At 28.5% G+C, this 24,618-nt stretch carries 19 protein-coding genes and 1 other RNA gene; 17 read left to right on the top strand and 3 right to left on the bottom strand.

Going from position 1 to position 24,618, the window contains the following annotated elements; genetic code table 11:
* Nucleotides 1–68: 68 nt before the first annotated feature.
* A complete protein-coding gene (gene clpB, locus BQ2505_RS00480) occupies nt 69–2,645 on the bottom strand; it encodes an ATP-dependent chaperone ClpB (RefSeq protein WP_074015876.1) in 2,577 nt (858 codons plus the stop codon).
* Nucleotides 2,646–3,267: 622 nt separating this feature from the next.
* Here clpB and glmS point away from each other — a divergent pair.
* From glmS to BQ2505_RS00395, 17 genes are all read left to right on the top strand, one after another.
* Nucleotides 3,268–5,091 carry a glutamine--fructose-6-phosphate transaminase (isomerizing) gene (gene glmS / locus BQ2505_RS00475; protein ID WP_074015875.1) on the top strand — a complete coding sequence of 608 codons (1,824 nt, stop codon included), beginning with the start codon at nt 3,268–3,270 and terminating at the stop codon, nt 5,089–5,091.
* A 344-nt stretch (nt 5,092–5,435) separates the two neighbouring features.
* Nucleotides 5,436–6,161 (top strand): YlmH/Sll1252 family protein, encoded by a 726-nt coding sequence (locus tag BQ2505_RS00470; RefSeq protein WP_074015874.1) that lies wholly within the window; start codon nt 5,436–5,438, stop codon nt 6,159–6,161.
* A 16-nt stretch (nt 6,162–6,177) separates the two neighbouring features.
* A complete protein-coding gene (locus tag BQ2505_RS00465; protein ID WP_074015873.1) occupies nt 6,178–7,644 on the top strand; it encodes a hypothetical protein in 1,467 nt (488 codons plus the stop codon).
* Between the two features lie 58 nt (nt 7,645–7,702).
* Nucleotides 7,703–7,795: signal recognition particle sRNA small type (gene ffs / locus BQ2505_RS00460), an RNA gene on the top strand.
* Nucleotides 7,796–7,851: 56 nt separating this feature from the next.
* Entirely contained in the window at nt 7,852–8,808 is a 957-nt protein-coding gene (locus tag BQ2505_RS00455; RefSeq protein WP_074015872.1) for a nitronate monooxygenase, read from the top strand.
* Nucleotides 8,809–8,990: 182 nt separating this feature from the next.
* Complete coding sequence (locus BQ2505_RS00450) at nt 8,991–9,638, top strand: septum site-determining protein MinC (protein WP_074015871.1); 648 nt, start codon at nt 8,991–8,993, stop codon at nt 9,636–9,638.
* A gap of 1 nt (nt 9,639) precedes the next feature.
* Nucleotides 9,640–10,437 (top strand): septum site-determining protein MinD, encoded by a 798-nt coding sequence (gene minD, locus BQ2505_RS00445; protein WP_074015870.1) that lies wholly within the window; start codon nt 9,640–9,642, stop codon nt 10,435–10,437.
* A gap of 2 nt (nt 10,438–10,439) precedes the next feature.
* Entirely contained in the window at nt 10,440–10,712 is a 273-nt protein-coding gene (gene minE, locus BQ2505_RS00440; protein WP_074015869.1) for a cell division topological specificity factor MinE, read from the top strand.
* Nucleotides 10,713–10,777: 65 nt separating this feature from the next.
* The gene (locus BQ2505_RS00435; RefSeq protein WP_074015868.1) at nt 10,778–12,298 is read left to right on the top strand and encodes an ABC transporter substrate-binding protein; all 1,521 of its coding nucleotides are present in this window, start codon (nt 10,778–10,780) and stop codon (nt 12,296–12,298) included.
* Between the two features lie 286 nt (nt 12,299–12,584).
* Nucleotides 12,585–13,511 carry a nickel ABC transporter permease gene (gene nikB, locus BQ2505_RS00430; RefSeq protein ID WP_074015867.1) on the top strand — a complete coding sequence of 309 codons (927 nt, stop codon included), beginning with the start codon at nt 12,585–12,587 and terminating at the stop codon, nt 13,509–13,511.
* 9 nt (nt 13,512–13,520) lie between these two features.
* On the top strand, nt 13,521–14,387 hold the full coding sequence (locus tag BQ2505_RS00425) for an ABC transporter permease (RefSeq protein ID WP_074015866.1): 867 nt from the start codon (nt 13,521–13,523) through the stop codon (nt 14,385–14,387).
* A gap of 18 nt (nt 14,388–14,405) precedes the next feature.
* Nucleotides 14,406–15,413: an ABC transporter ATP-binding protein gene (locus tag BQ2505_RS00420; RefSeq protein WP_074015865.1), complete on the top strand. Its 1,008-nt coding sequence runs from the start codon at nt 14,406–14,408 to the stop codon at nt 15,411–15,413.
* Nucleotides 15,406–16,377, top strand: coding sequence for an ABC transporter ATP-binding protein (locus tag BQ2505_RS00415; RefSeq protein ID WP_074015864.1), 972 nt, complete (start codon nt 15,406–15,408; stop codon nt 16,375–16,377). The genes BQ2505_RS00420 and BQ2505_RS00415 overlap by 8 nt, the downstream gene beginning before the upstream one ends.
* A 169-nt stretch (nt 16,378–16,546) precedes the next feature.
* Nucleotides 16,547–17,938, top strand: a complete 1,392-nt coding sequence (locus tag BQ2505_RS00410; RefSeq protein ID WP_074015863.1) for an aminopeptidase P family protein — start codon at nt 16,547–16,549, stop codon at nt 17,936–17,938.
* A gap of 79 nt (nt 17,939–18,017) precedes the next feature.
* Entirely contained in the window at nt 18,018–18,842 is an 825-nt protein-coding gene (locus tag BQ2505_RS00405) for a sirohydrochlorin cobaltochelatase (protein ID WP_074015862.1), read from the top strand.
* Nucleotides 18,843–19,153: 311 nt separating this feature from the next.
* On the top strand, nt 19,154–20,044 hold the full coding sequence (locus BQ2505_RS00400) for a tRNA 2-thiocytidine biosynthesis TtcA family protein (protein WP_187367076.1): 891 nt from the start codon (nt 19,154–19,156) through the stop codon (nt 20,042–20,044).
* Between the two features lie 204 nt (nt 20,045–20,248).
* Nucleotides 20,249–22,546 carry a tetratricopeptide repeat protein gene (locus tag BQ2505_RS00395; RefSeq protein WP_074015861.1) on the top strand — a complete coding sequence of 766 codons (2,298 nt, stop codon included), beginning with the start codon at nt 20,249–20,251 and terminating at the stop codon, nt 22,544–22,546.
* Nucleotides 22,547–22,620: 74 nt separating this feature from the next.
* On the opposite strand, the gene BQ2505_RS00390 is transcribed toward BQ2505_RS00395, so the two are convergent.
* Nucleotides 22,621–23,145: an NUDIX hydrolase gene (locus BQ2505_RS00390; protein ID WP_074015860.1), complete on the bottom strand. Its 525-nt coding sequence runs from the start codon at nt 23,143–23,145 to the stop codon at nt 22,621–22,623.
* A gap of 1 nt (nt 23,146) precedes the next feature.
* Nucleotides 23,147–24,502 carry a DUF1576 domain-containing protein gene (locus BQ2505_RS00385; protein ID WP_074015859.1) on the bottom strand — a complete coding sequence of 452 codons (1,356 nt, stop codon included), beginning with the start codon at nt 24,500–24,502 and terminating at the stop codon, nt 23,147–23,149.
* Nucleotides 24,503–24,618 lie beyond the last annotated feature (116 nt).

Genomic DNA, 24,618 nt, shown 5'->3' with positions numbered 1-24,618 from the left:
AAAGAAAGTGTGAGTAGATAAAACTCACACTTTCTTCATATATAAAAGGAGTGCTATGAAAAACAAATTTATTGAATTTCTTTAAAGATAATATGATCGTTATCTAAATCTATTAAAACATTAGATTTTTCATGAACTTCATTTGCAAGAATTTTCTTAGCAAGACTTGTTTCAATCTCTCTTTGAATATATCTTCTTAAAGGTCTTGCACCATAGTGAGGGTCATAAGCGTTGTTAGCTAAATAATCAACCATCTTATCAGAAAAATCTAGTGTAATATGTTTAGATTTTAATTTGTTTTCTAAATCTTTTAAACTTAATTTTACAATTTCTTTAATAGCTTCTAAATCTAAAGCTTTGAAAGTTATTATTTCATCAATTCTATTTAAAAATTCAGGTTTAAATCTAGATTTTAATTCATCTGCTACTTTTTCTCTAGTATCTTCAGAAAGAGTAGGATCTTCAAGTATTAAAGGACTACCTATATTAGATGTCATTATAATTAAAGTGTTTTTAAAATCTACGATTCTTCCTTGTCCATCTGTAAGTCTACCATCATCTAAAACTTGTAACAACACATTAAATACATCAGGGTGAGCTTTTTCAATTTCATCAAATAGTATTACTGAATAAGGTTTAGTTCTTATAGCTTCTGTAAGTTGACCACCTTCTTCATATCCAACATATCCTGGAGGTGCACCTATAAGTCTAGTAACTGAGAACTTATCCATATATTCACTCATATCTATTCTAACTACATTATCTTCACTATCAAATAAATTATATGCTAAAGTTTTTGCAAGATATGTTTTACCAACACCAGTAGGTCCTAAGAAAATAAATGAACCCATAGGTCTATTTGGGTCTTTTAAACCTGCAACTGATCTAAGCATAGTATCAGCAACAGCCCTAACAGCTTCATCTTGTCCTTTAACTCTTTCTTTTATATGGTCTTCAAGATGTAACATTTTTTCTTTTTTAGTTTCAGTTAATTTTGATACAGGAATACCTGTCCATCTTGAAACTATATCAGCAATTTCTTCTGCTGTTACTTCTTGTTTTAATAGAGAATTTTCTTTCCCATCTTTATCAACCTTATTTTGTTGTTCTTGTAATTCTTTTTCAAGACTTGCAAGTTTACCATATTTTAATTCAGATAACTTTGTTAAATCATACTCTCTTTCAGCTTTTTCCATTTCAAGTTTAACATTTTCAATCTCTCTTTTAATATTCTTAATTTTTGAAATATCTTCTTTTTCAAGTTCCCATTTAGATGTTAAAACTTTCTTTTCTTCATTTAATTCAGCTAATTCTTTTTCTATAACTTTTAATCTTTCTTTTGAAGCCTCATCTGTTTCTTTTTCAAGTGCTTTGATTTCAATTTCTAATTGTAGAGCCTTTCTTGTCAACTTATCAAGTTCTTCTGGCATAGAGTCAATTTCTGTTCTTATCATTGCAGCAGCTTCATCTATTAAGTCTATAGCTTTGTCTGGAAGTTTTCTATCACTTATATATCTTTGGCTAAGTGTTGCAGCTTCAACTATTGCAGTATCTGTAATTCTAACTCCATGATAAGTTTCAAATTTATCTTTAAGTCCTCTTAAAATTGAAATAGTATCATCAACATTAGGTTCATTTACTAATATTGTTTGGAATCTTCTTTCAAGTGCAGGGTCTTTTTCAATATATTTTCTGTATTCATCTATTGTAGTTGCACCAATAACTCTTAATTCTCCTCTTGCTAGCATAGGCTTTAACATATTTCCAGCATCAAGAGAACCTTCTCCCTTACCAGCTCCAACTATAGTATGAATTTCATCTATGAAAAGAATGATATTTCCATTTGATTCTTCAACTTCTTTTAAAACCCCTTTCATTCTTTCTTCAAATTCACCTTTGTATTTAGCACCTGCAACTAAAGCTCCCATATCAAGAGAGAATATCTTTTTATTCTTTAAGCTTTCAGGAACGTCTCCATTTAAAATTCTTTGAGCAAGTCCTTCAACTATTGCAGTTTTACCAACACCAGGTTCTCCTATTAAAATAGGGTCATTTTTTGTTCTTCTTGAAATTATTTGTATAGCTCTTCTTATCTCAGAATCTCTACCAATAATAGGATCCATCTTACCTTCTCTAGCAAGTTCAACTAAATCTTTTGCATATTTTTCTAAAACTTCATAAGTTGCTTCTGGATTTTGATTATCTACTTTTTTATTTCCTCTTATATTCATCAATACCTCCATATACTTTTCTAAACTGATACCTAATCTTTTAAAAATTGGTATTTCTTCAATCATAGCTCTAAAAATATGTTCTACACTTAAAAAGCTATCTTCCATTTCCTTCATAACCATTTCTGCACGATTTAATATAGTATTTGTTTTTTGGTCGAGTGAAATATTGTCATTGCTAACTTTCACTTCAACTTTTGGATAATTAGCCATTTCTTTTTCTAATTCAGAAATGATGTGTTGCAAATTTAATCCCATTTTTTCTATTACTCTTGGTATAAGTCCATTATTTTGCATTAATAATCCTAAAGCAAGAGCTTCTGGTCTAATACTTTGTTGCATATTACCTTTGCTAATATCTACTGCTAAATTGATTGCAGAAATTGTATTCTCTGTAAATTGATTTGGATTCATAATATCAACCTCCAATATATTTATATTTATTTTTATTTTTTACTTTATAGGAAAGTCTAAAATTAAATAATGAAAATTAATCTTTGACGTCCGTATTAGTCCAAAGAGCCTATGTTTATTAAGCTCGTGAACTTATACGGCTGTCAAGAGACTTTATTCAATTAAAAAAATTAACTCTAAAAAAATTGAAAGGTTTAGAGCTAGAGTACTTACTCTAGCCCGTTCTTTCTTTATAAAAATTTAAAATAGAGGGCAAGTATTAGCACTCTTTTAAGATGACTGCTAATAACTTTAAATAATATATACCACAGAATAAAAAAAATGTCAATAGTATTTATAAAAAAATTTTTTTAAAGATTAGAAAATTTTGATTATTAAAAAAACTATTAAAACTTGCTAAAATACTTAAAATATAATATAATTAAAACTAGGAGATTCATGTAAAATAGCGCCAGAACTTAATTTTTAAGTTGACGAGGATTGGAATTATCGAAAATTCGGCGGATATTCCAAAGGTGGTTACAACCATTATCTACAAAAAAGCAAAGTAATTTGCCCGACAAAAAGATAGTCGTAACAGTCTCCTATTTTTGTATGCAAAAAATTTATAGGAGGTTTTTTTATGTGTGGAATAGTAGGTTATTCAGGAAGCAATTCAAAAGCAGTAGAGATTTTATTAGAGGGATTGGAAAAGTTGGAATACAGAGGTTATGATTCAGCAGGAATAGCTTTTGTAACTAAAGATGGTATTCATATTGAAAAAAAAGAAGGTAAATTAGAAAATTTAAAAAACCATATGAAAGGGACTAATTATTCATCTTTTTTAGGTATAGGACATACTAGATGGGCAACTCATGGAGTACCAACTGATAGAAACTCACATCCTCATTATAGTGAAAACGGAGATGTTGCTGTTGTTCATAATGGAATTATTGAAAACTATGCTGAAATAAAAAAGGAATTACAAGATCAAGGAGTAAAATTTAGTTCAGACACAGATACAGAAGTTGTAGCTCAATTATATTCAAAATTATTTGATGGAGATTTATATTCTACTTTTAAGAAAGTTTTAAAGAGAATAAGAGGGACTTATGCATTTGCTATTATTCATAAAGATTTTCCTGATAAAATGATATGTTCAAGAAGTCATAGTCCTTTAATTGTCGGACTTGGGAAAGAACAAAATTTTATTGCTTCGGATGTTTCAGCAATATTAAAATATACAAGAGATATTATCTATCTTGAAGACGGAGATGTTGCATTAATAGAAAAAAATAAAGTAACGGTCTATGATAAAAATGAAGAAAAAATTGAAAGAGAAGTTAAAAAAGTAGAATGGGATTTTGAACAAGCTACTAAAGGTGGATATGACCATTTTATGATAAAAGAAATAGAAGAACAACCAGAAATTATAGATAAAACATTAAATGTCTATATAGATAAAGAAAAAAATGTAAATTTTGATGAACAATTAGAAGAAATAAATTTTCACAATATAGATAGAATATATATAGTTGCTTGTGGAACGGCTTATTATGCTGGTTTACAGGGGCAATACTTTATGAAAAAAATAATGGGGATAGATGTATACACAGATATTGCATCAGAATTTAGATACAGTGATCCTATTATAACTAATAAAACTTTGGCTATATTTGTGAGTCAATCTGGAGAAACAATAGACACTTTAATGTCTATGAAATATGCTAAAGAAAAAGGAGCAAGGACTTTAGCTATATCAAATGTCTTAGGCTCAACAATAACAAGAGAAGCAGATAATGTGATTTATACTTTGGCTGGACCAGAAATTTCAGTTGCTTCAACAAAAGCATATAGTTCACAAGTGTTAGTAATGTACTTATTAGCTCTATATATGGGAAGTAAATTAGGAAAATTAGGAGAAAATAGTTATCAAAAGTATATTTCGGATATAACTTTATTAAATAAAAATATTAAAGATCTAATATTGGATAAAAATAAAATTCATGAAATTGCTAAAAAAGTAAAAGATATAAAAAATGGATTTTACTTAGGTAGAGGTATAGATGAAAAGGTTGCCAGAGAGGGAAGCTTGAAAATGAAGGAGGTTAACTACATTCATACAGAGGCTTTACCAGCTGGAGAATTAAAACATGGAAGTATAGCACTTATAGAAAAAAATGTTATGGTTGTGGGAATATCAACAAATTTAGAAATGGATGAAAAAGTAGCTTCAAATTTAAAAGAAGTTAAAGCCAGAGGAGCATATATAATAGGAGTTTGTAAAGAAGGAAGTTTGCTTCCTGAAGTTGCAGACGACAGTGTTGTTATAAAAGATAGTGGAGAATTGCTAAGTCCTGTGTTAGCTGTAGTTGTACTACAATATTTAGCATACTATACATCTTTAGAAAAAGGTTTAGACGTAGATAAACCAAGAAATTTAGCAAAATCAGTAACAGTGGAATAAAATAAAATGAATAAAAGAAGTTGTTTTATAGATTAAAGCAACTTCTTTTTATGTAAAGAAATATAAATTTTAAAAAAGTCTCTTGACAGCCGTATGAGTTCTACGAGCTCAATGAACATAGGCTCTTCCAACTAATACGGACGTCAGAGACTAATAAGCATTTAAATTTATACTTTCCTATAGAATAAAAAAAGGAAAAATTATGATAGAGAGATATAATTCTTTGAAGAACTCGTATTTATTAAAATTTAACTGATGAGATACTTTATTAAAAAAAAGTAGAAAAAATTTAAAAATTATTATAAAATACTATATAAAACTAAAATAAAAATTTGGAGCTTTTAATGATAGAAAAAAATGAAAAAATAGAAAATTATATAAAACTTATGGAAAAAATAGACACAGTGGTTTATAGTAATGAATTTTTTTCATTGAATGAAATAAATAAAATACAAAAAGCAAAAATAAATTATTCGTTGAAAGGTCTGAATGAGGACAGCGAAAAAAAAGTTATAGCATTCTATCCGAAGGATTTTCCAGAAGAGTATTTAAATTTTCCAGTAAAATATTTTAAAATAATAAAAAAATCAAAATTTATTAAGTTAGAACATAAACATTATTTGGGAAACATATTATCTTTAGGTATAAAAAGAGAAATAATGGGAGATTTAGTGGTGAAAGATGAAATGTGTTATGGAATAATAATGGAAAATATGTTTTCATTTTTAGAGGAAAATTTAACGAAAATAAATTCTTCTCCGGTTGAAATTTTAGAAATAGAAGAAAATGAAATTCCAAAGAGTGAATTTCAAGTTTTAAATATAACTTTATCTTCACTTAGAATAGATAGTTTAGTTGCAGAACTTACAAATTTATCAAGAAATTTATCTGTTCAACATATAGATTTAGGAAATGTTCAAATAAATTATGAAGTTGAAAGAGAAAAAGATAGAAAGATTGAAATAGGAGATGTTATCATTATAAAAAAATATGGTAAGTTTAAAATAGAGGAAGAAAATGGACTTACTAAGAAAAATAAAAATAAATTAATAGTAAAAAAATATGTTTAGATATGGGGTAGGGAAGATGAAAAAAATTTTTGGAATTTTAATAGGTTTTATACTTATAATTTTGGTCTTACTATTTTTTGCAAGAGATTTTATCTTGAAAGAATATTTAGAGAGAAAAATGACAGAAGCTAATCGAGCACCTGTTAAAATAGGAAGTCTTGATTTAAATTATCTAGATAGCTATATTATTCTGAAAGATGTTGAGATAGCAAGTAATTTGCATAAAGATGAAAACTTTATTTATATTTCTGAAGTAAAAGGATACTATAGTATAGACTTTGATAAAAAAATAGTTACTTTTGATGACAGTGAAGTTAATGGAATTAAATTTTTTAAAGATGATAAGTATGAATATAATGATGATGAAAAAGCTAAGGTATTTCAAAATAGAGTTACAGAAGCTGAAGAAAAACTTAAAAGAGAAAAAGTTTTAACAGAGTTAAAAGAATTATATTTAAATAAAATAGAAAAAAATCATTTAAATGTTAAAGAAGTTTTAGAGAAAAATTTAAAAACTAAAAAAATAGAAGAAGAAATAGAACTTGATAAAATAAAAGAAAGTATTAAAAATATAAAAGAGAGCGATGAAAAAAAATTAAAGATTTCTGATGTAATAGATGAAATTTCTAGCATAGGAAAGTCATCTAAAAAAATTGTAAAAAATTTAAATATAAACGACTTAACAAAGCCTGAAGGAAAAGTTGAGGAATTAGATGGAGTGGTAAGGGGCTTCTTAGATAAAAATAAACTTGTTTTATTTGATTTAGACGGCTATATCAATATGTATTTAAATTTAATTTATGAGCAAAAAATATATAATTTATCTTTAAAATATAGAGATATTTTAGAAGAAATAAGATTGAGAAAAATTGAAGATTCAAAAGTTGCTGATGAAGATAAATGGGAATTATTTTTTGATAGTATAAGTGTTAGCTCTAATGTTTATGGAATTAATTTTAATGGAGAAGTTAAAAATTTCTCAACAAGATTATCTAAAGATAAAAATAATACTGAATTTAAATTATTCGGTGAAAAAGGAGATACTATCGGAGAGTTTAAAGGTTTTATAAATTTTGATAAAGAAATCACTGAAACTAATTTAAATATACCGGAAGCTAATTTACAAGATTTAGGTAATGAGAATTTAGAATCAGGAGAAGCTATGCTTACACAATTTTTAACTACAAATGGGAATTATTTAGCAATAAATGGTAGTATTAATTTAAAGAATATGAAATTAAATACTGAAAAAATAGTAGAAACAATGAAAATAGAAGATGATATAACAAAAGAACTTCTTGTTTCTATATTAGAAGAATTAAATAGAGGAAGTGTAAGTTACAGCTATGATACAGAGACTAGAGTATTAGCTATAAAAACTGATATTATGGAGGTATTAGATTCTATTATTAATGGAGAAAATTCTTCATTGAAAAATAAAATGCAAGACAAGATTAAAGATAAAATTTTAGAAAAGTTTTAAAATATTGCTAAATATAAAAAATTTGACAAAAATTTATAAAGATGATATTATAGGTTGCCCTTAGGGTTTATGATATATTGTCGTTGAACCGTGTCAGGTCTGGAAGGAAGCAGCACTAAGATGTATGGTATATGCATTTTCTCTAGGGGTATCTTTATATTAAATAATAAAAATAAAATTTGAAATTAAATATGGAGGAAATTTTCGATGAAAAATAATAGAGTTTGTGAAATTCTAGGAATTAAATATCCAATATTTCAAGGTGCAATGGCATGGATATCTGGTGGGGAACTAGCAGGAGCTGTTTCGAGAGATGGAGGACTTGGAATTATTGCTGGTGGAGGAATGGAACCAGATTTATTAAGAGAAAATATAAGAAAAGCTAAAGCAATAACATCTAATCCTTTTGGTGTTAATCTTATGCTTATGAGACCAGATGTTGAAGAACAAATAAACGTTTGTATTGAAGAAGGAGTTAAAGTTATAACTACAGGAGCTGGGAATCCAGGAGCTTTTATGGACAGATTAAAAGCTGCGAATATAAAAGTTATACCAGTTATTCCAACAGTTAAACTTGCAGAAAGAATGGAAAAAATAGGAGCAGATGCTATTATAGTTGAAGGAATGGAAAGTGGAGGTCATGTTGGGACTATAACAACTATGGCATTATTACCTCAAATAGTAAATGCAGTAAATATTCCAGTTATAGCTGCTGGAGGAATTGCTAGTGGGAAACAATTTTTAGCTGCCTTATCTATGGGAGCAGAAGCTGTACAATGTGGAACTATTTTCTTAACTGCAAAAGAATGTTTGATACATCAAAATTATAAAAATGCTATATTAAAAGCTAAAGATAGATCAACAGTTACAACTGGGAATTTCACAGGACATCCTGTTAGAGTAATCGAAACTAAGTTAGCAAAAGAAATGTTAGAATTAGAAAAAAATGGAGCTCCTAAGGAGAAAATAGAAGAATTAGGAAGAGGAAGTTTAAGAAATGCTGTTATTGAAGGAGATGTAGAAAACGGAAGTGTTATGGCTGGACAAGTTGCAGCAATGGTTAATGAAGAAAGAACAACAAAAGAAATTCTAGAATATTTAATTTGTGACTTAAAAGTTGAAACAGAAGTTTTAAAAAGAAAAGTTGACAATTGGGGAATATAAAATAAAATAATTGAAATACTTTGTATTATATGTTATACTTTCGTTTGAAGGTATAACATTTTTTTATTCTATATGAAAGTATAAAATTAAATAAAAAATTAGACCTGACGTCCGTATTAGTTTGAAGAGCCTATGTCGTAGAACTAATAAGGCTGTCGAGGAGTTTTATTTTAGGAGAAATTATGAGCAGTCAGGTAGTTATAAAAGGGAAAAAAGATAGACTTATTATTAATTTAGATTCAGAAATAGATTTTTTGGAACTTTCAGAAATTTTAAAAACTAAAATAATAGAAGCTAGAGCATTTATAGGTAGTAGTAGATTAGCAATAGAATTTAGTGGGAGATCTTTAACTAATGATGAAGAAAATACTTTGATTGGAATTATAACAGGAAATAGTGATATAATAATATCCTATGTTTTCTCTGAAAAGATAAATTCAGATGAAGATATAAATTTTGAAATTCCAAAATCTTTAGTTGAGGAAGGGAATACATATTTTCACAAGGGAACACTAAGATCAGGTGCTAAAATTGATTATGATGGTAATGTTGTAATAATAGGAGATGTAAATCCAGCCTCTATTGTAAGAGCTAAGGGAAATATTATTGTTATAGGGCACCTAAATGGGACTGTTTATGCAGGCTTAGGTGGTGATGAAAAAGCTTTTGTTGGAGCGATGTTTTTCAATCCGATACAAGTGACTATCGGAATGAAAACTATAAATAATATTCAAAAAGAAATATTGGATTCAAACAGAGTTGATAAAAAAAGTAAATTTAAATTTGCACAGATAAAAAATCAAGAAATAATAATCGAGGAGTGGGTATAGAATGAGTGCAAGAGTAATAGTAATTACATCAGGAAAAGGTGGAGTTGGTAAAACAACTACAACAGCAAATTTAGGAGCTGGGCTTGCTGAAAGTGGGCATAAAGTTTTATTGATTGATACGGATATAGGATTAAGAAACCTTGATGTTGTAATGGGACTAGAAAATAGAATAGTTTATGATTTGGTTGATGTTATTGAAGGAAGATGTAGAGTAGCTCAAGCGTTGATAAAAGATAAAAGATGTACTAATCTTTCATTAATACCAGCAGCTCAAATAAGAGATAAAAATGATGTTAGTCCAGAACAAATGAAAAAATTAGTATCAGAATTAAAGAAGGATTTTGATTTTATTTTAATTGACTGTCCAGCTGGAATAGAGCAAGGATTTAAAAATGCAATAGTTGCAGCAGATGAAGCAATTGTGGTAACAACACCAGAAATATCAGCTACAAGAGACGCTGATAGAATTATAGGATTATTAGAAGCGTCTGGAATAAAAGATCCAAAATTAATTGTAAATAGAATTAGAATGGAAATGGTAAAAGAAGGGAATATGCTAGGTGTAGAGGATATGCTTGACATATTAGCAATAAAATTACTTGGAGTAGTTCCTGATGATGAATCAATAGTTATATCAACAAATAAAGGGGAACCTCTAGTATATAAAGGAGATACTCTTGCAGCAAAAGCATATAAAAATATTGTAGAAAGAATAGAAGGCAAAGAAGTTCCATTCTTAGATTTGAATGTGAAAATGGGATTCATTGATAAAATAAAATTTGTCTTCAAAAGGGGATAAAAATGGGACTATTTAATTTTTTTAAAAAAGAGAATTCAAAAGATGATGCAAAAAATAGATTAAAATTTGTTTTGATTCAAGATAGAGCAATGTTACCATCTGGAGTTCTAGAAAATATGAAAAATGATATTCTAAAAGTTTTATCTAAGTATGTAGAAATAGATAAATCAAAATTAAATATAGAAGTTTCTTCATATGAAGATGATCCAAGAAAAGTGGCTCTTGTTGCTAATATTCCTATTTCAAAACCGAAAGCTAAAACAAAAAATAAGTAAAAAGTTTTTTGACTGGTATAAGTTAAAATACAAAATTTTATAGAAACTATTTTAAGGAGGAAAGTATGAAAAAGAAATTTTATTTATTAGCAGTTATGATTTTTAGTATGTTATTTCTTGTAGCTTGTGGAGGAAATGATAAAGCTGCAGATGGAGGAAAAGATACTTTAGTTGTTGCTCAAGGAGCAGATGCTAAGTCTCTAGACCCTCATGCATCAAATGACAACCCATCAGCAAGAGTTAGAGTACAAATTTTTGATACATTAATGTATCTTGATGATGATGGAGTTCCTCAACCAATGTTAGCAGAATCATGGGAAAGACCAGATGATAAAACTATAATTTTCCATTTAAGACAAGGAGTTAAATTCCATAATGGAGATGAAATGAAAGCATCTGATGTTAAGTTCTCATTAGAAAGAGCTTTAAAATCACCAGAAGTTAGTCACATTTTAGCTGGAGTAAATGGAGTTGAAGTTATTGACGATTACACTGTAAAAGTAACAACTGAAAAACCTATGGCAGCAATTTTAAATAACTTATCACACTCAACTTTAGCAATATTAAGTGAAAAAGCAACAACAGAAGCTGGAGATAAATTTGCACAAAATCCAGTAGGTACAGGGCCATATAAATTTGTTTCATGGCAAAGTGGAGATAGAATTACTTTAGAAGCTTTCCCTGATTATTGGAAAGGTGCAGCTCCTATAAAAAATTTAGTATTTAGAAATATAGTTGAAGAAACAAATAGAACTATTGGATTAGAAACTGGAGAACTTGATGTTATATATGATATTCAAGGAATGGATAAAACAAAATTAAAAGATAATGAAGCATTTAATTTTATAGAAGGTCCTCAAGTATCTATAACTTATTTAGGGTTTAATATGAAAAAAGCTCCTTATGACAATTTAAAAGTAAGAGAAGCTATATCTTATGCAATAGATCAAAAACCTATAATAGATACAGTATTTTTAGGAGCTGGACAAGCAGGAAATTCAATATTAACTCCAAATGTTTGGGGATATTCTGATGTTGAAAAATATACTCAAAATATAGAAAAAGCAAAAGCGTTACTTGCTGAAGCTGGTTATCCAAATGGATTTAAAGCTAAAATATGGGTAAATGATAACCCTGTAAGAAGAGATACAGCAGTTATACTTCAAGACCAATTGAAACAAATTGGGATAGATTTAACTATCGAAACTGTTGAATGGGGAGCATTCTTAGATGGAACAGCTAGAGGAGACCATGAAATGTATTTATTAGGTTGGGGAACTGTTACAAGAGACCCAGACTATGGAATGTTTGAATTAACAAGTTCTACTACTATGGGATCAGCTGGAAATAGATCTTTCTATTCAAATGCAGAAGTTGATAAATTATTAGAAGCAGGAAAAACTGAATTAGATCCTGAAAAGAGAAAAGATATATACAAAAAGATTCAAGAAATAATAAGAAAAGATTTACCTATGTATATAGTTGTTTATCCTTTACAAAATGTTGTAACTAAAAAAGAAGTTAAAAACTTCAAATTAGATGCAGCTCAAGCACATAGAATATATGGTGTAACTAAAGGTGAATAAGTAGTAATATTATAAATATGAAAGCTGTTGCAAATCAAGATTTATAGCAAGTCTGTTATATTTGTTTGAAAATAAACAAATTTAGTATTTGCTACACTAATCTGCAACAGCTTTTTGTATTTTTGTTTATTCTATAAGAAAGTATAAAAATAAATAGAGAAAATTAATTTCTACATCAGTATTAGTTCGAAGAGCCTGTGTTCATTGAGCTTGTAGAACTCATATGGTTGTCAAAAAGCTTTATTTATTATGTATTGTTAAACTTTAATTTTGGGACGGTGATGAAATGCACAAATATATTTTAAAAAGGTTACTTCTTTTAATACCTGTAATGCTTGGAGTAACATTATTAGTATTTGCTATTATGTATCTAACACCTGGTGATCCAGCACAGTTAATTTTAGGAGAAAGTGCTCCTAAAGAAGCGGTGTTAGCATTAAGAGAAAAAATGGGATTAAACGATCCTTTCTTTATACAATATTTTAGATTTGTAAAAAATGCCTTAATGGGTGATTTTGGAAAATCTTATACAACTGGAAGAGAAGTTTTTGCTGAAATATTTGCTAGATTTCCAAATACAGTAGTATTAGCTGTATTAGGAATAATAATTTCAATATTGATTGGAATTCCAGTTGGAATAATTTCAGCAACAAAACAATATTCTTTTATGGATAGTTTTAGTATGGTATTGGCATTATTAGGAGTTTCTATGCCAGTATTTTGGTTAGGACTTATGTTAATTTTAACTTTTTCTGTTAAATTAGGAATGTTGCCGTCTGGTGGATTTGATGGATTATCAAGTGTAATACTGCCAGCTCTTACTTTAGGTGTAGGTTCTGCAGCAATAGTAACAAGAATGACAAGGTCTTCTATGCTTGAAGTTATAAGACAAGACTATATAAGAACTGCAAGAGCAAAAGGAGTTGCAGAAAAGAAAGTTATAAATAAACATGCTTTAAAAAATGCTTTAATTCCCATAATTACAGTTGTAGGATTACAATTTGGTGGACTTTTAGGAGGAGCAGTTCTAACTGAATCAGTATATTCTTGGCCTGGTGTTGGAAGACTTATGGTTGAAGCTATAAGACAAAAAGATACACCTACTGTGTTGGCTTCTGTTGTATTTTTGGCTCTAGTGTATAGTGTGGTAAATCTATTAGTAGATTTATTATATGCTTTTGTTGATCCAAGAATAAAATCACAGTATAAGTAGGAGGTTGAGATGAGTACAAATACTAAAAAACAAGGGCAGTGGGCAGAAGTAACAAGAATGCTTAAAAAAAATAAGATGGCAATGTTGGGGCTAATTATACTTATAATATTAGTTATATTAGCACTATTTGCTGATGTAATAGCAAATTATGACAATATTGTAATAAAACAAAATCTGGCTGAAAGACTTATGCCACCTAATGCAAAACATTGGTTAGGAACAGATGAATTTGGAAGAGATATATTTGCAAGACTTATTCATGGAGCTAGAGTTTCACTAAAGGTTGGGATTTTAGCAATAGCAATTTCGATAATTGTAGGTGGAATATTAGGGGCAATATCTGGTTTTTTCGGTGGATTAATAGATAATGTTATTATGAGAATTATGGATATATTTTTAGCTGTACCTAGTATATTATTGGCAATAGCAATAGTTTCAGCATTAGGTCCAAGTATGTTAAATCTTATGATTTCAATAAGTGTATCCTATGTTCCAAATTTTGCTCGTATTGTAAGAGCATCGGTGTTATCTATAAGAGATCAAGAGTTTATAGAGGCAGCTAGAGCAATTGGAGCTAGTAACACAAGAATAATTTTAAAACATATAATACCTAACTCTTTAGCACCTGTTATTGTACAAGGAACTTTAGGAGTTGCAGGAGCAATATTATCTACGGCAGGACTAAGTTTTATTGGTCTAGGAATACAACCACCAGCACCTGAATGGGGTTCTATGCTATCTGGAGGTAGACAATACCTAAGATATGCTTGGTGGGTAACAACTTTCCCTGGTGTAGCAATAATGGTAACAATTTTATCACTTAACCTATTGGGAGATGGATTAAGAGATGCTCTTGACCCTAGATTGAAACAATAATTATTAGGAGGCGAAACGATGGAAAATAAAAATCTTTTAGAAATTAGAGATTTAGAGATACAATATGTTAAAAATTCTGAAACGGTTCATGCTGTTAATGGAATTAATATAGAAATTGCAGAGGGAGAAACTTTAGGTCTTGTTGGAGAAACAGGAGCTGGGAAAACTACAACAGCTTTAGGAATTATGAAACTTATAGCTGGACCTACTGGAAGAATAAAAAATGGAAAAATAATATTCAATGGAAAGAGCATTCTAGAAATTCCTGAAGAAGAAATAAGAAAAATAAGAGGTAATGATATTTCAATGATATTCCAAGATCCAATGACATCATTGAATCCAGTTATGACTGTTGGAGAACAAATAGCTGAAGTTATTGAAATTCATGAACGTATAACAAAAGAAGAAGCTATGGATAAAGCAGCAGAAATGCTAGAACTTGTTGGTATACCAGGAGCTAGAAAAAATGATTTTCCACATCAATTTTCAGGTGGAATGAAACAAAGGGTTGTTATAGCTATAGCTCTTGCTTGTAATCCAAAACTTTTGATTGCTGATGAACCTACAACAGCTCTTGATGTTACTATTCAAGCTCAAGTATTAGATTTGATGACAGATTTAAAAAATAAATTTAAAACTTCAATGTTGCTTATAACTCACGATCTTGGTGTTGTAGCTCAAGTATGTGATAAGGTAGCAATAATGTATGCAGGAGAAATCGTTGAATATGGAAGTCTTGAAGATGTGTTTGAAAATCCAAAACACCCATATACTTTAGGATTGTTTGGTTCTATCCCAAGTTTAGATGAAGAAAAAACTAGATTAGTTCCTATAAGAGGACTTATGCCAGATCCAACTAATTTACCTTCTGGTTGTAAATTTAATCCAAGATGTCCACATGCAGTTGAGTTATGTTCAAAACAAGCTCCATTGACAACAGAAATATCAAAAGGACATAATGTAAGATGCTTGATAGCAGAAAATTTAGTAAAATTCAGAGAAAATTGGGAGGAAGAAAATGAGTAATGTACTATTAGAAGTAAAAAATTTAAAGAAATATTTTCAGACTCCAAAAGGACAATTACATGCAGTAGATGGAATTAATTTTACTATTGAAGAAGGAAAAACTTTAGGAGTAGTTGGAGAATCTGGTTGTGGGAAATCTACAACAGGAAGAGTTATTCTTAGACTTTTAGAAGCAACAGATGGAGAAATAATATTTGAAGGTAAAAATATAAGAGAATATTCAAAGTCAGAAATGAAGAAATTGAGAGAAGAAATGCAAATAATATTTCAAGACCCATTTGCTTCGTTAAACCCAAGAATGACAGTAAGTGAAATAATAGCAGAACCACTTATTATTCATAAAAAATGTAAAAATAAACAAGAGTTAAATGCAAGAGTTAAGGAACTTATGGATACAGTGGGACTAAGTGAAAGACTTGTTAATACATATCCACACGAACTTGATGGGGGAAGAAGACAAAGAATAGGGATAGCTAGAGCTTTAGCTTTAAATCCAAAATTTATTGTTTGTGATGAACCTGTATCAGCTCTTGATGTATCTATTCAAGCACAAGTTTTAAATTTAATGAAAGATTTACAAGAAAAATTTGGACTTACATATATGTTTATAACACATGATTTATCGGTAGTAAAACATTTTTCAAACGATATAGCAGTTATGTATTTAGGAGAATTAGTTGAAAAAGCTCCGTCAAAAGAACTTTTTAGAAATCCTATTCACCCATATACTAAAGCATTATTATCTGCAATACCTACAATAAATATAAAGAAAAAAATGGAAAGAATAAAACTTGAAGGGGAAATAACTTCTCCTATAAATCCTGGTGTAGGGTGTAGATTTGCAAAAAGATGTATTTATGCTGAAAAAATTTGTTCTGAAAAATCTCCTGCACTTGAAAAAGTTGGAGAAAATCATTTCTTTGCCTGTCATAGAGCTAAAGAATTAAATTTTATTAAAGAATAACAATAGAATACTGAAAAATAGTCTCTGATATTCGTATTAGTTCGAAGAGTCTGTGTTTATTGAGCTCGAAGAACTCATACGGCTATATAAATTGCTATTATGGGAGGAGGACATAGGAGTTGTTGTAAATTTCTTTAAATAAGAAGACAATAACTCCTATAAATTTATAATGTTCGAGAAAATATTTTATGAAAATAGAAGAAAAAAATTAAAAGAAAATTTTAAGAGTGGACTTATTGTAATTATGGGAAATAATTTTTCACCTTTAGACTGTGAGGATAATACATATCCATTTATTCAAGATGCAACATTCAGATATTACTTCGGTCTTAATCATAATGGCCTTGTTGGAGTTATAGATATTGATAATAATGTAGATATTATTTTTGGAAATGACTATACTATATCAGACATAATTTGGATGGGAAAACAAAAGTATTTAAAAGACATAGCTAAGGAAGTTGGAGTAGATAAATTTATTGAAAAAGAAGAGCTAAAGAGCTATTTAAAAAATAGAGAAAATATTAGATTTACTAATCAATATAAAGCAGATAATATAATGTATTTGAGTTCAATTTTAGATATAAATCCATTAGAATTTGATAATTATACATCTTTTGATTTGGTAAAAGCTATTATAAAACAAAGAAACATTAAAGATAAATTTGAAATAGAAGAAATAGAAAAAGCAGTAAATATTACAGCTGAAATGCACTTAACTGCTATGGAAAAAGTAAAAGCTGGAATGAAAGAATATGAATTGGTTGCAGAAGTTGAGAAGATGCCTAAAAAGTATAATGCTTACTACTCATTCCAAACTATTTTGACAAAGAATGGGCAAATTTTACATAATCACAATCATTTAGAAACTTTAAAAGATGGAGATATGGTTTTATTAGATTGTGGAGCCTTGAATGATGAAGGCTATTGTGGAGATATGACGACTACTTTTCCTGTTAGTGGAAAATTTAGTGAAAGACAAAAAATTGTTCATAATATTGTTAATGATATGTTTGAAACAGCTAAAAATAATTGTAGAGCTGGAATAACATATAAAGAACTGCATTTAAAGGCTTGTAAAGTTCTAACAGAAAATATGAAAAAGCTAGGACTAATGAAAGGTGATGTGGAGGAAGCTGTTAAAGTTGGAGCACATGCTTTATTTATGCCACATGGGTTAGGGCATATGATGGGAATGACTGTTCACGATATGGAAAATTTTGGTGAAGTTAATGTTGGTTATGAAGATGGTGAAAAAAAATCATCTCAATTTGGACTTTCTTCATTGAGACTTGCTAAAAAATTGGAAGTTGGAAATATATTTACTATTGAACCAGGAATTTATTTTATACCAGAACTTTTTGAGAAATGGAAAAAAGAAAAATTACATGAAGAATTTTTAAATTATGATGAAATTGAAAAATATATGGATTTTGGTGGAATTAGAATGGAAAGAGACATACTAATTGAAGAAAATGGAGAAAGTAGAATTTTAGGAGAAAAATTTCCAAGAACAGCAGATGAAATAGAAACTTATATGAGTATAAAAAGTAAAAAATAATAATTCTTGCTAAGTGCCTTTAAATAATATATAATACATATAAATATATTTTGCTAAACAAAATAATTTAGGAGGAATTATGTCTAATAAAAAAGCATTGTTTATAGTTCATTTTGGGACAACTCATGATGATACAAGAAAATTAACTATAGATAAAATGAATAAAAAATTTGCAGAGGAATTTAAAGATTACGATTTGTTTACTGCTTATACTTCAAGAATTGTATTAAAAAAACTAAAAGATAGAGGAGTAATAGTTCCCACTCCACTAAAAGCTATTGAGGAAATAATAGAAAAGGGTTATGATGAAATAATTGTTCAAACTTCAAATATTATTCCGGGTGTTGAATATGAAAATTTATTAAATGAATTAAATAAATATTCGGATAAATTTAAAAGTATAAAAATAGGAAAACCTTTATTGTATTATATTGACGATTATAAGAAATGTGTGGAAGCTTTAGAAGAGGTATATGTACCAAAGAATAAAAAAGAAGCTCTTGTTTTTGTTTGTCATGGAACAGATTCTCCACTAGCAACTAGTTATAGTATGATAGAATATATTTTTGATGACCATGGTCATGAAAATGTTTTTGTTGTTTGCACAAAAGCTTATCCTCTTATGGATACACTAATAAGAAAGTTAAAAAAAGCAGGAATTGAGGGAGTTCGTTTAGCTCCATTTATGTTTGTTGCAGGAGAACATGCAAAAAATGATATGGCTATTGATTATAAAAATGAACTAGAAGAAAATGGATTTAAAGTGAATGATGTTATCTTAACTGGCTTAGGAGAATTTGATGGGATTATAGATATTTTCTATAATCATTTAAAATTAGCAATTGAAAAAGATGATGAAGATATAGCTGTATTCAAAAAAAATTATACTGAAAAATATTTATAAAAAATTTTTATTCTATAGGAAAGTATAAAATAAAATAACAAAAATTAGTCTCTGATATCCGTATTAATTCGAAGAACATGTATTTATTGAGCTTGTAGAACTTATACGGCTGTTAAGAGACTTTTTTAATCTATAGGAAAGTATAAAATTAAAAAATGAAAATTAGTTTCTGACGTCCGTATTAGTTCGAAGAGCCTGTGTTCATTGAGTTTGTAGAACTCATACGGCTGTCAAGAGACTTTATTTATAAGGAAACAATTTTTAAGGAGGATAGAAAGTTATTGAAAATAAAATAACTTTTTTGATTAAATATGGGAAACACTAGCAAAGAAAATTTAATAGATATGTCAAATAGTATTGGGAAAATTGTATGTGAGGCTATAATTCCAGAAGTCCCATTAAAACCAATTGTTGAAATAGAAAAAAGTATACAAAAAAAATTTCGTTCAGAATTATGGAGTCCTTTTATTCATGCATTAAAAGAATTTTCTATGATTAATGATGGAGACAAAGTTGCTGTTGCTATTTCTGGTGGGAAAGACAGTTTACTCCTAGCAAAATTATTTCAAGAATTAAAAAGAGCAAGTAAAACAAAATTTGAGGTAGTTTTTATTTCGATGAACCCTGGTTTTAATGGTGAAAATTTAAAAAAATTAGAAACTAATCTAAAGAATTTAGGAATACCAGGAGAAATTTATCAAGATAATGTTTTTCAAATTGCAGAAAAAATAGCAAAAGAATATCCTTGTTATATGTGTGCTAAGATGAGAAGAGGAAGTTTGTATACAAAAGCGGCTTCTTTAGGTTGTAATAAATTAGCTTTAGGTCATCATTTTGATGATGTTGTTGAAACTACACTTATGAGTATGTTTTATATGGCGAAGATTGAAACTATGTTGCCTAAACTAAAAGCAGATAATTTTGAAATGGAATTAATAAGACCACTTTACTATGTAGAAGAAAAATCTATAAAAAATTGGATAAAATATAATGGAATTTCTCCAATGAATTGTGGTTGTACTGTTGCTGCGGGGAAAACATCTAGTAAAAGAAGAGAAACAAAAGAGTTGCTAGATTTACTTGTAAAAACTAACCCAGATATAAAGAAGAGTATAATGCAGTCAACAAAAAATGTAAATTTAGAAAAAATTGTTGCATGGAAAAATAAGGGGAAAATTTTTTCGTATTTGGATATTTTATAGCAAAGGATTTAAAATGAAATGACAACTGGATATATGTGCATATTTGGAGAACTAAAGGAAAAGAAGGAGCTTTAAAATATTTTTAAGATGAAGTAAAAGCTAATAATAAAAATGATGTTATTTAGGCATCATTAGGATAAACTTATATGAATGTGTTCCAATATTATGATAAAGCTGAAAAAGCATTAAAATAAGAGGTGAAAATTGAAAGAAGAAATATTACAAAAAATAGAAAGTTTGTATGATTTAGATAAACATGAAGAAATAATTGATATGATAGAAGCCTTACCAGTTGAGCAATTAAATGCAGAATTAATAAGTGAGCTAGGTAGAGCCTACAATAATACTCAACAATATGAAAAAGCTCTAGAAGTATTAAAGGGAATAGAGTTTGAAGAAGCTAATAATCCTCGTTGGAATTGTAGAATAGCTTATTCATACTATTTTTTAGATGATTTTAAAAATGCAGAAAAATATTTGTTAAAAGCCAATAAGTTAAATCCAGAGGACGATTTTACTTGTACTCTATTGATAGAAACATATATATCTTTATCAAGAGTTGAAGATGAAAATGGAAATCATGAGAAAGCCATGGAATATGCACTTGAAGCTAAAAAATATGTTAGAGATGATGAAGGAGAAACTAATGTAGATTCAACTTTAGCTTGGTTATATGATAGATATGGGCATTATACAGAGGCAGAAGAACTTTTAAAAAATATGATAAATAAGAGTCAAAATGGTGAGTGGTTATACTCTGAGTTAGGATACTGTTTAGCAGAACAAGGAAGACAAGAAGAAGCCTTAGAAAGTTACTTTAAAGCCATAGAATTAGGTAGAGCTGATGCTTGGATTTTTATAAGAATAGGTATGTGTTATAAAAATATGGATAAAAAGGAAGAAGCAATAGAATACTATTTAAAAGTTCTTGAATTAAAAGAAGATGATATTTTTATAATGTCAGATTTAGCTTGGTTATATAACTCTTTGGGCGAATTTGAAAAAGCATTAAAGTATTTAGAAAGACTTGAAGAACTAGGGGAAAATGATGCTTGGATAAATACAGAATATGGTTATTGTTTATCTAAACTAAAAAGGTTTGAAGAAGCAATAGTAAAAATTAATCGTGCATTAGAGGCAGAATCAGAAGATAAGGACACTGCATATATTTATAGTCAACTTGGGTGGTGTAAAAGACATTTAGCAAACTATGATGAAGCTATTGAAGCATTTTCACAAGCTAAAAAATGGGGTAGAAATGATGCTTGGCTACTTATTGAGATAGGGCATTGTTATAAGGAGAAAGATGATAAAGAAAAGGCATTAGAATTCTATTTAAAAGCTGAAAAACTTGATAAAAATGATATTTATCTTTTATCAGATATAGCTTGGTGCTACGATGCTCTAGATAAATATGAAGAAAGTTTAAAATATATTAAGAGAGCAGTAAGACTTGGTAGAAATGATGCTTGGATAAATGAAGAATATGGTTATTGTCTAGAAAAACTAAGAAAATATAAAGAAGCTATAAAAAAATATGAAGATGCTTTAAATTTAGATGATGAAAATAAGGAAGAGGCCTATATTAATAGTCACCTTGGTTGTTGTCATCGTCAATTAGGTAATTATGAAAAAGCACTTGAATATCATAAAAAAGCTAAAGAATTAGGAAGAAATGATGCTTGGATAAATGTTGAAATAGGAATGTGTTATGCTGAATTAGAAGAATATGAAAAAGCCATTGAAAATTATTTAGTTGCCTATGAAATGGATAGTGAGGATTCATTCACATTGACAGAACTTGGTTGGCTTTATGATGCAATGGAAAACTATGAAGATGCTATTGAATTTTTATTAAAGGCTGAAAAACTTGGTAGAGCTGATGAATGGCTTAATACAGAAATAGGATTAAATCTAGGTAGAAGTGGTAAGACAGAAGAAGGAATTGAAAGGTTACAAAAATCTTTAACTATGATTGAAGATGACGATACAGAACAAAAAATTTTTGTAAATTCTGAAATAGGTTGGCTTTATGGAACACTTGAAGAACCTAATCCAGAAGAAGCCTTGGAACATTTTGAGAGAGCAATTGAGCTTGGAAGAAATGATGCTTGGATTTATGGAATGAGAGGAGAACTTTTACTAGATTTAGAAAAATATGAAGAAGCATTAGAATCATTTAGAAAAGCTAATTCTTTAAATAAAGACGGTTGGTATTTATATTATATTGGAATATGTCTAAGAAGACTAGAAAGATATGAAGAAGCTATTGAAATTCTTTTAGAATCAAGACAAATATCACTGGATGAAGAAGATGTAGTAGATGGAGAAGATTTAGAATTAGCATTCTGTTATATTGGTATTGGAGATAAAGAGAAAGCTGAAGAATATTTAAAATTTGCTAGAGAATCAATAGAAGAACAAGGAACTTTAAATGATGATATGCAAGAAGAAATAAATAAAATAGAAAAGGGCATACTTTCCTTAACTAGATTTTCTTAATTTTATAGGAAAGTATAAATTTAATATAAAAATTGGTCTCTTGACAGCCGTATGAGTTCGTAGAACTCATACGGCTATCGAGAGAGTTTGTTCATTATTTTATAAAGATTTAAAGAAAATATAGTTTTCATATCAAGAGTAAGTTTAGGTACATCTTCAATAGGAAACCATCTTGTCTCTAAAGCTTCTGTTTCATCTAATATTAATTCTTTTGGTAATATGTCATCAGATTTAAGTTTAATTATATAAGTATAGATTTTTTCAGAAGTATATCCTGGAGAAACTAAAAAACCAGTTTTTGAATCATAAATAATATCATAATCTTCTTTAGAATATCCAGTTTCTTCTCTAATTTCTCTTTCAAGTGTAGAAAGAGGACTTTCCCCTACTTCGATAATTCCAGCTGGAACTTCATAGATAAAATTGTGCACACCTGCTCTATACTGATTAACTAATAATATTTTAGTTTCAGAATGATTTAAAAGAAGAGCAGAGATTGCATTTTGTTTTTCTAAATATTCTAATTTATGATTTGTTAACGGGTCTATATCTACACCTACTTTTAAAAAGTTTAATTCTTTTATATCAAGTACTTTCATTTTATATTTCCTCCTCTTTCTTTTGTTCTTCTTCGAGTTTTTTCTCGATAGTGTTTTGAACAGCTTTTAAAAATTTCATATGTCTTTTTTGAGTATTTATCTTTCTTAAATTTTTATTGTCTGTAATCATATTAAAAATTGGTAATAAGAATCCAGCTACTATACCCGCAGAAAAACCATTGTTATAAAGATTAAGTCCACCATGTACTAAGCCAACATTTTGAACTACGGCTAAATGAAGCCAACCAGCTATAATTCCAGCAACTGGTCCAAAAGTACCGGAAATAGGAGCTAGAGATGTACCAAAGAGTCCTGATAATGCTATTGTAAAGTCTGTTCCCTTAGAACCCAAACTAGCAAGAGTAACTCCAACTAAAATGGGAATAGTATTAAACCAAGTTTTTCCATAAGCAGAGAAACCAACAACTGTAAATAATCCGGCAAGTATAGGGCCATTAAAAGTTTGCTTTGTGAAAATAACATAAAGCATTCCAGTAAGTCCCATTAATCCCATATTTATAAATGTTAGTCCGTAACCATATTTTTTAGTAAAATCTGATTTATATCCATCATCTTTTAATAAATTAAAGAAGCCGGAAAATGAACTGTTATTTATAAAAAAACCTATGATAATTAAAGATAGAAAAGTAAGTGAACATATTATTTTTAATGGTTCATCGTATTCAGTGGATACAACATACTGAGGAATAATTTCAAAATGATACATTTTTAAAACTCCAATTATAACAGAACCTAAAATTCCAGCAGTAAATCCTAGATTATATAAATCATAACCTTCGTGAAAATCGTATAAACTTTTTGCTAGAGGAACGACTATAAATCCTATCAATACTCCTATTAAGACTGCATTAATATAAGAAGTTTCATAAGTAACTTCTCCATAGAAAGCAACACTACTTACAAAGGGAGCTAGAGCACTTGAAAAAGCTACAGGAACTATATTTTCTGAAAACTCTGTTGAAGTATAAATACTATATAAAATTCCACCTAAATAAAAAGGCAAAATATTTAAGATATTTTTTCCAAAGAAAGAAAATCCAAAAACAGTGAAAAACATGGCAATAACCATACCTGTAATTTTTACTTTAAAAATTTTTATTAAAAAATAATTAAAAAGAAAAATTAAGAGAGCATTTAAAAAAGCTGCCCCTATTCCTCCAACTTGAATAAAATCTGTTATTAATATTGCTGGAGATGTTATTATATTAAATAGACCTAAAAACACATTTTCTCTTTCACCTATAATATATGAAGCGAAAAAGAATAAAATTATTATAGAAAGAGTTACAGTAAGTATCTCTATATTTTTTATTCTATCCTCATTTAAATTGTCCATTACTCACCTCTAAAATTTTGATTATTAATTATATCTTATTTTAAGTATCATAGCAAATAATAATTTCTTGTTCTATAGGAAAGAATATAAAATAAAAAATAAAAACTTGATTTATA

The sequence above is a fragment of the Fusobacterium massiliense genome, from assembly GCF_900095705.1.
In the GTDB taxonomy this organism is placed as follows: domain Bacteria; phylum Fusobacteriota; class Fusobacteriia; order Fusobacteriales; family Fusobacteriaceae; genus Fusobacterium; species Fusobacterium massiliense.
The sequence above is the reverse complement of the archived record's forward strand: the minus strand, read 5'-3'. Positions and strand labels throughout refer to the sequence as shown.

Coding starts and splice junctions, on each gene's coding strand:
- clpB (WP_074015876.1), bottom strand. CDS start 2,645: ATGAATCCAAATCAATTTACAGAGAATACAATTTCTGCAATCAATTTA.
- glmS (WP_074015875.1), top strand. CDS start 3,268: ATGTGTGGAATAGTAGGTTATTCAGGAAGCAATTCAAAAGCAGTAGAG.
- BQ2505_RS00470 (WP_074015874.1), top strand. CDS start 5,436: ATGATAGAAAAAAATGAAAAAATAGAAAATTATATAAAACTTATGGAA.
- BQ2505_RS00465 (WP_074015873.1), top strand. CDS start 6,178: ATGAAAAAAATTTTTGGAATTTTAATAGGTTTTATACTTATAATTTTG.
- BQ2505_RS00455 (WP_074015872.1), top strand. CDS start 7,852: ATGAAAAATAATAGAGTTTGTGAAATTCTAGGAATTAAATATCCAATA.
- BQ2505_RS00450 (WP_074015871.1), top strand. CDS start 8,991: ATGAGCAGTCAGGTAGTTATAAAAGGGAAAAAAGATAGACTTATTATT.
- minD (WP_074015870.1), top strand. CDS start 9,640: ATGAGTGCAAGAGTAATAGTAATTACATCAGGAAAAGGTGGAGTTGGT.
- minE (WP_074015869.1), top strand. CDS start 10,440: ATGGGACTATTTAATTTTTTTAAAAAAGAGAATTCAAAAGATGATGCA.
- BQ2505_RS00435 (WP_074015868.1), top strand. CDS start 10,778: ATGAAAAAGAAATTTTATTTATTAGCAGTTATGATTTTTAGTATGTTA.
- nikB (WP_074015867.1), top strand. CDS start 12,585: ATGCACAAATATATTTTAAAAAGGTTACTTCTTTTAATACCTGTAATG.
- BQ2505_RS00425 (WP_074015866.1), top strand. CDS start 13,521: ATGAGTACAAATACTAAAAAACAAGGGCAGTGGGCAGAAGTAACAAGA.
- BQ2505_RS00420 (WP_074015865.1), top strand. CDS start 14,406: ATGGAAAATAAAAATCTTTTAGAAATTAGAGATTTAGAGATACAATAT.
- BQ2505_RS00415 (WP_074015864.1), top strand. CDS start 15,406: ATGAGTAATGTACTATTAGAAGTAAAAAATTTAAAGAAATATTTTCAG.
- BQ2505_RS00410 (WP_074015863.1), top strand. CDS start 16,547: ATGTTCGAGAAAATATTTTATGAAAATAGAAGAAAAAAATTAAAAGAA.
- BQ2505_RS00405 (WP_074015862.1), top strand. CDS start 18,018: ATGTCTAATAAAAAAGCATTGTTTATAGTTCATTTTGGGACAACTCAT.
- BQ2505_RS00400 (WP_187367076.1), top strand. CDS start 19,154: ATGGGAAACACTAGCAAAGAAAATTTAATAGATATGTCAAATAGTATT.
- BQ2505_RS00390 (WP_074015860.1), bottom strand. CDS start 23,145: ATGAAAGTACTTGATATAAAAGAATTAAACTTTTTAAAAGTAGGTGTA.
- BQ2505_RS00385 (WP_074015859.1), bottom strand. CDS start 24,502: ATGGACAATTTAAATGAGGATAGAATAAAAAATATAGAGATACTTACT.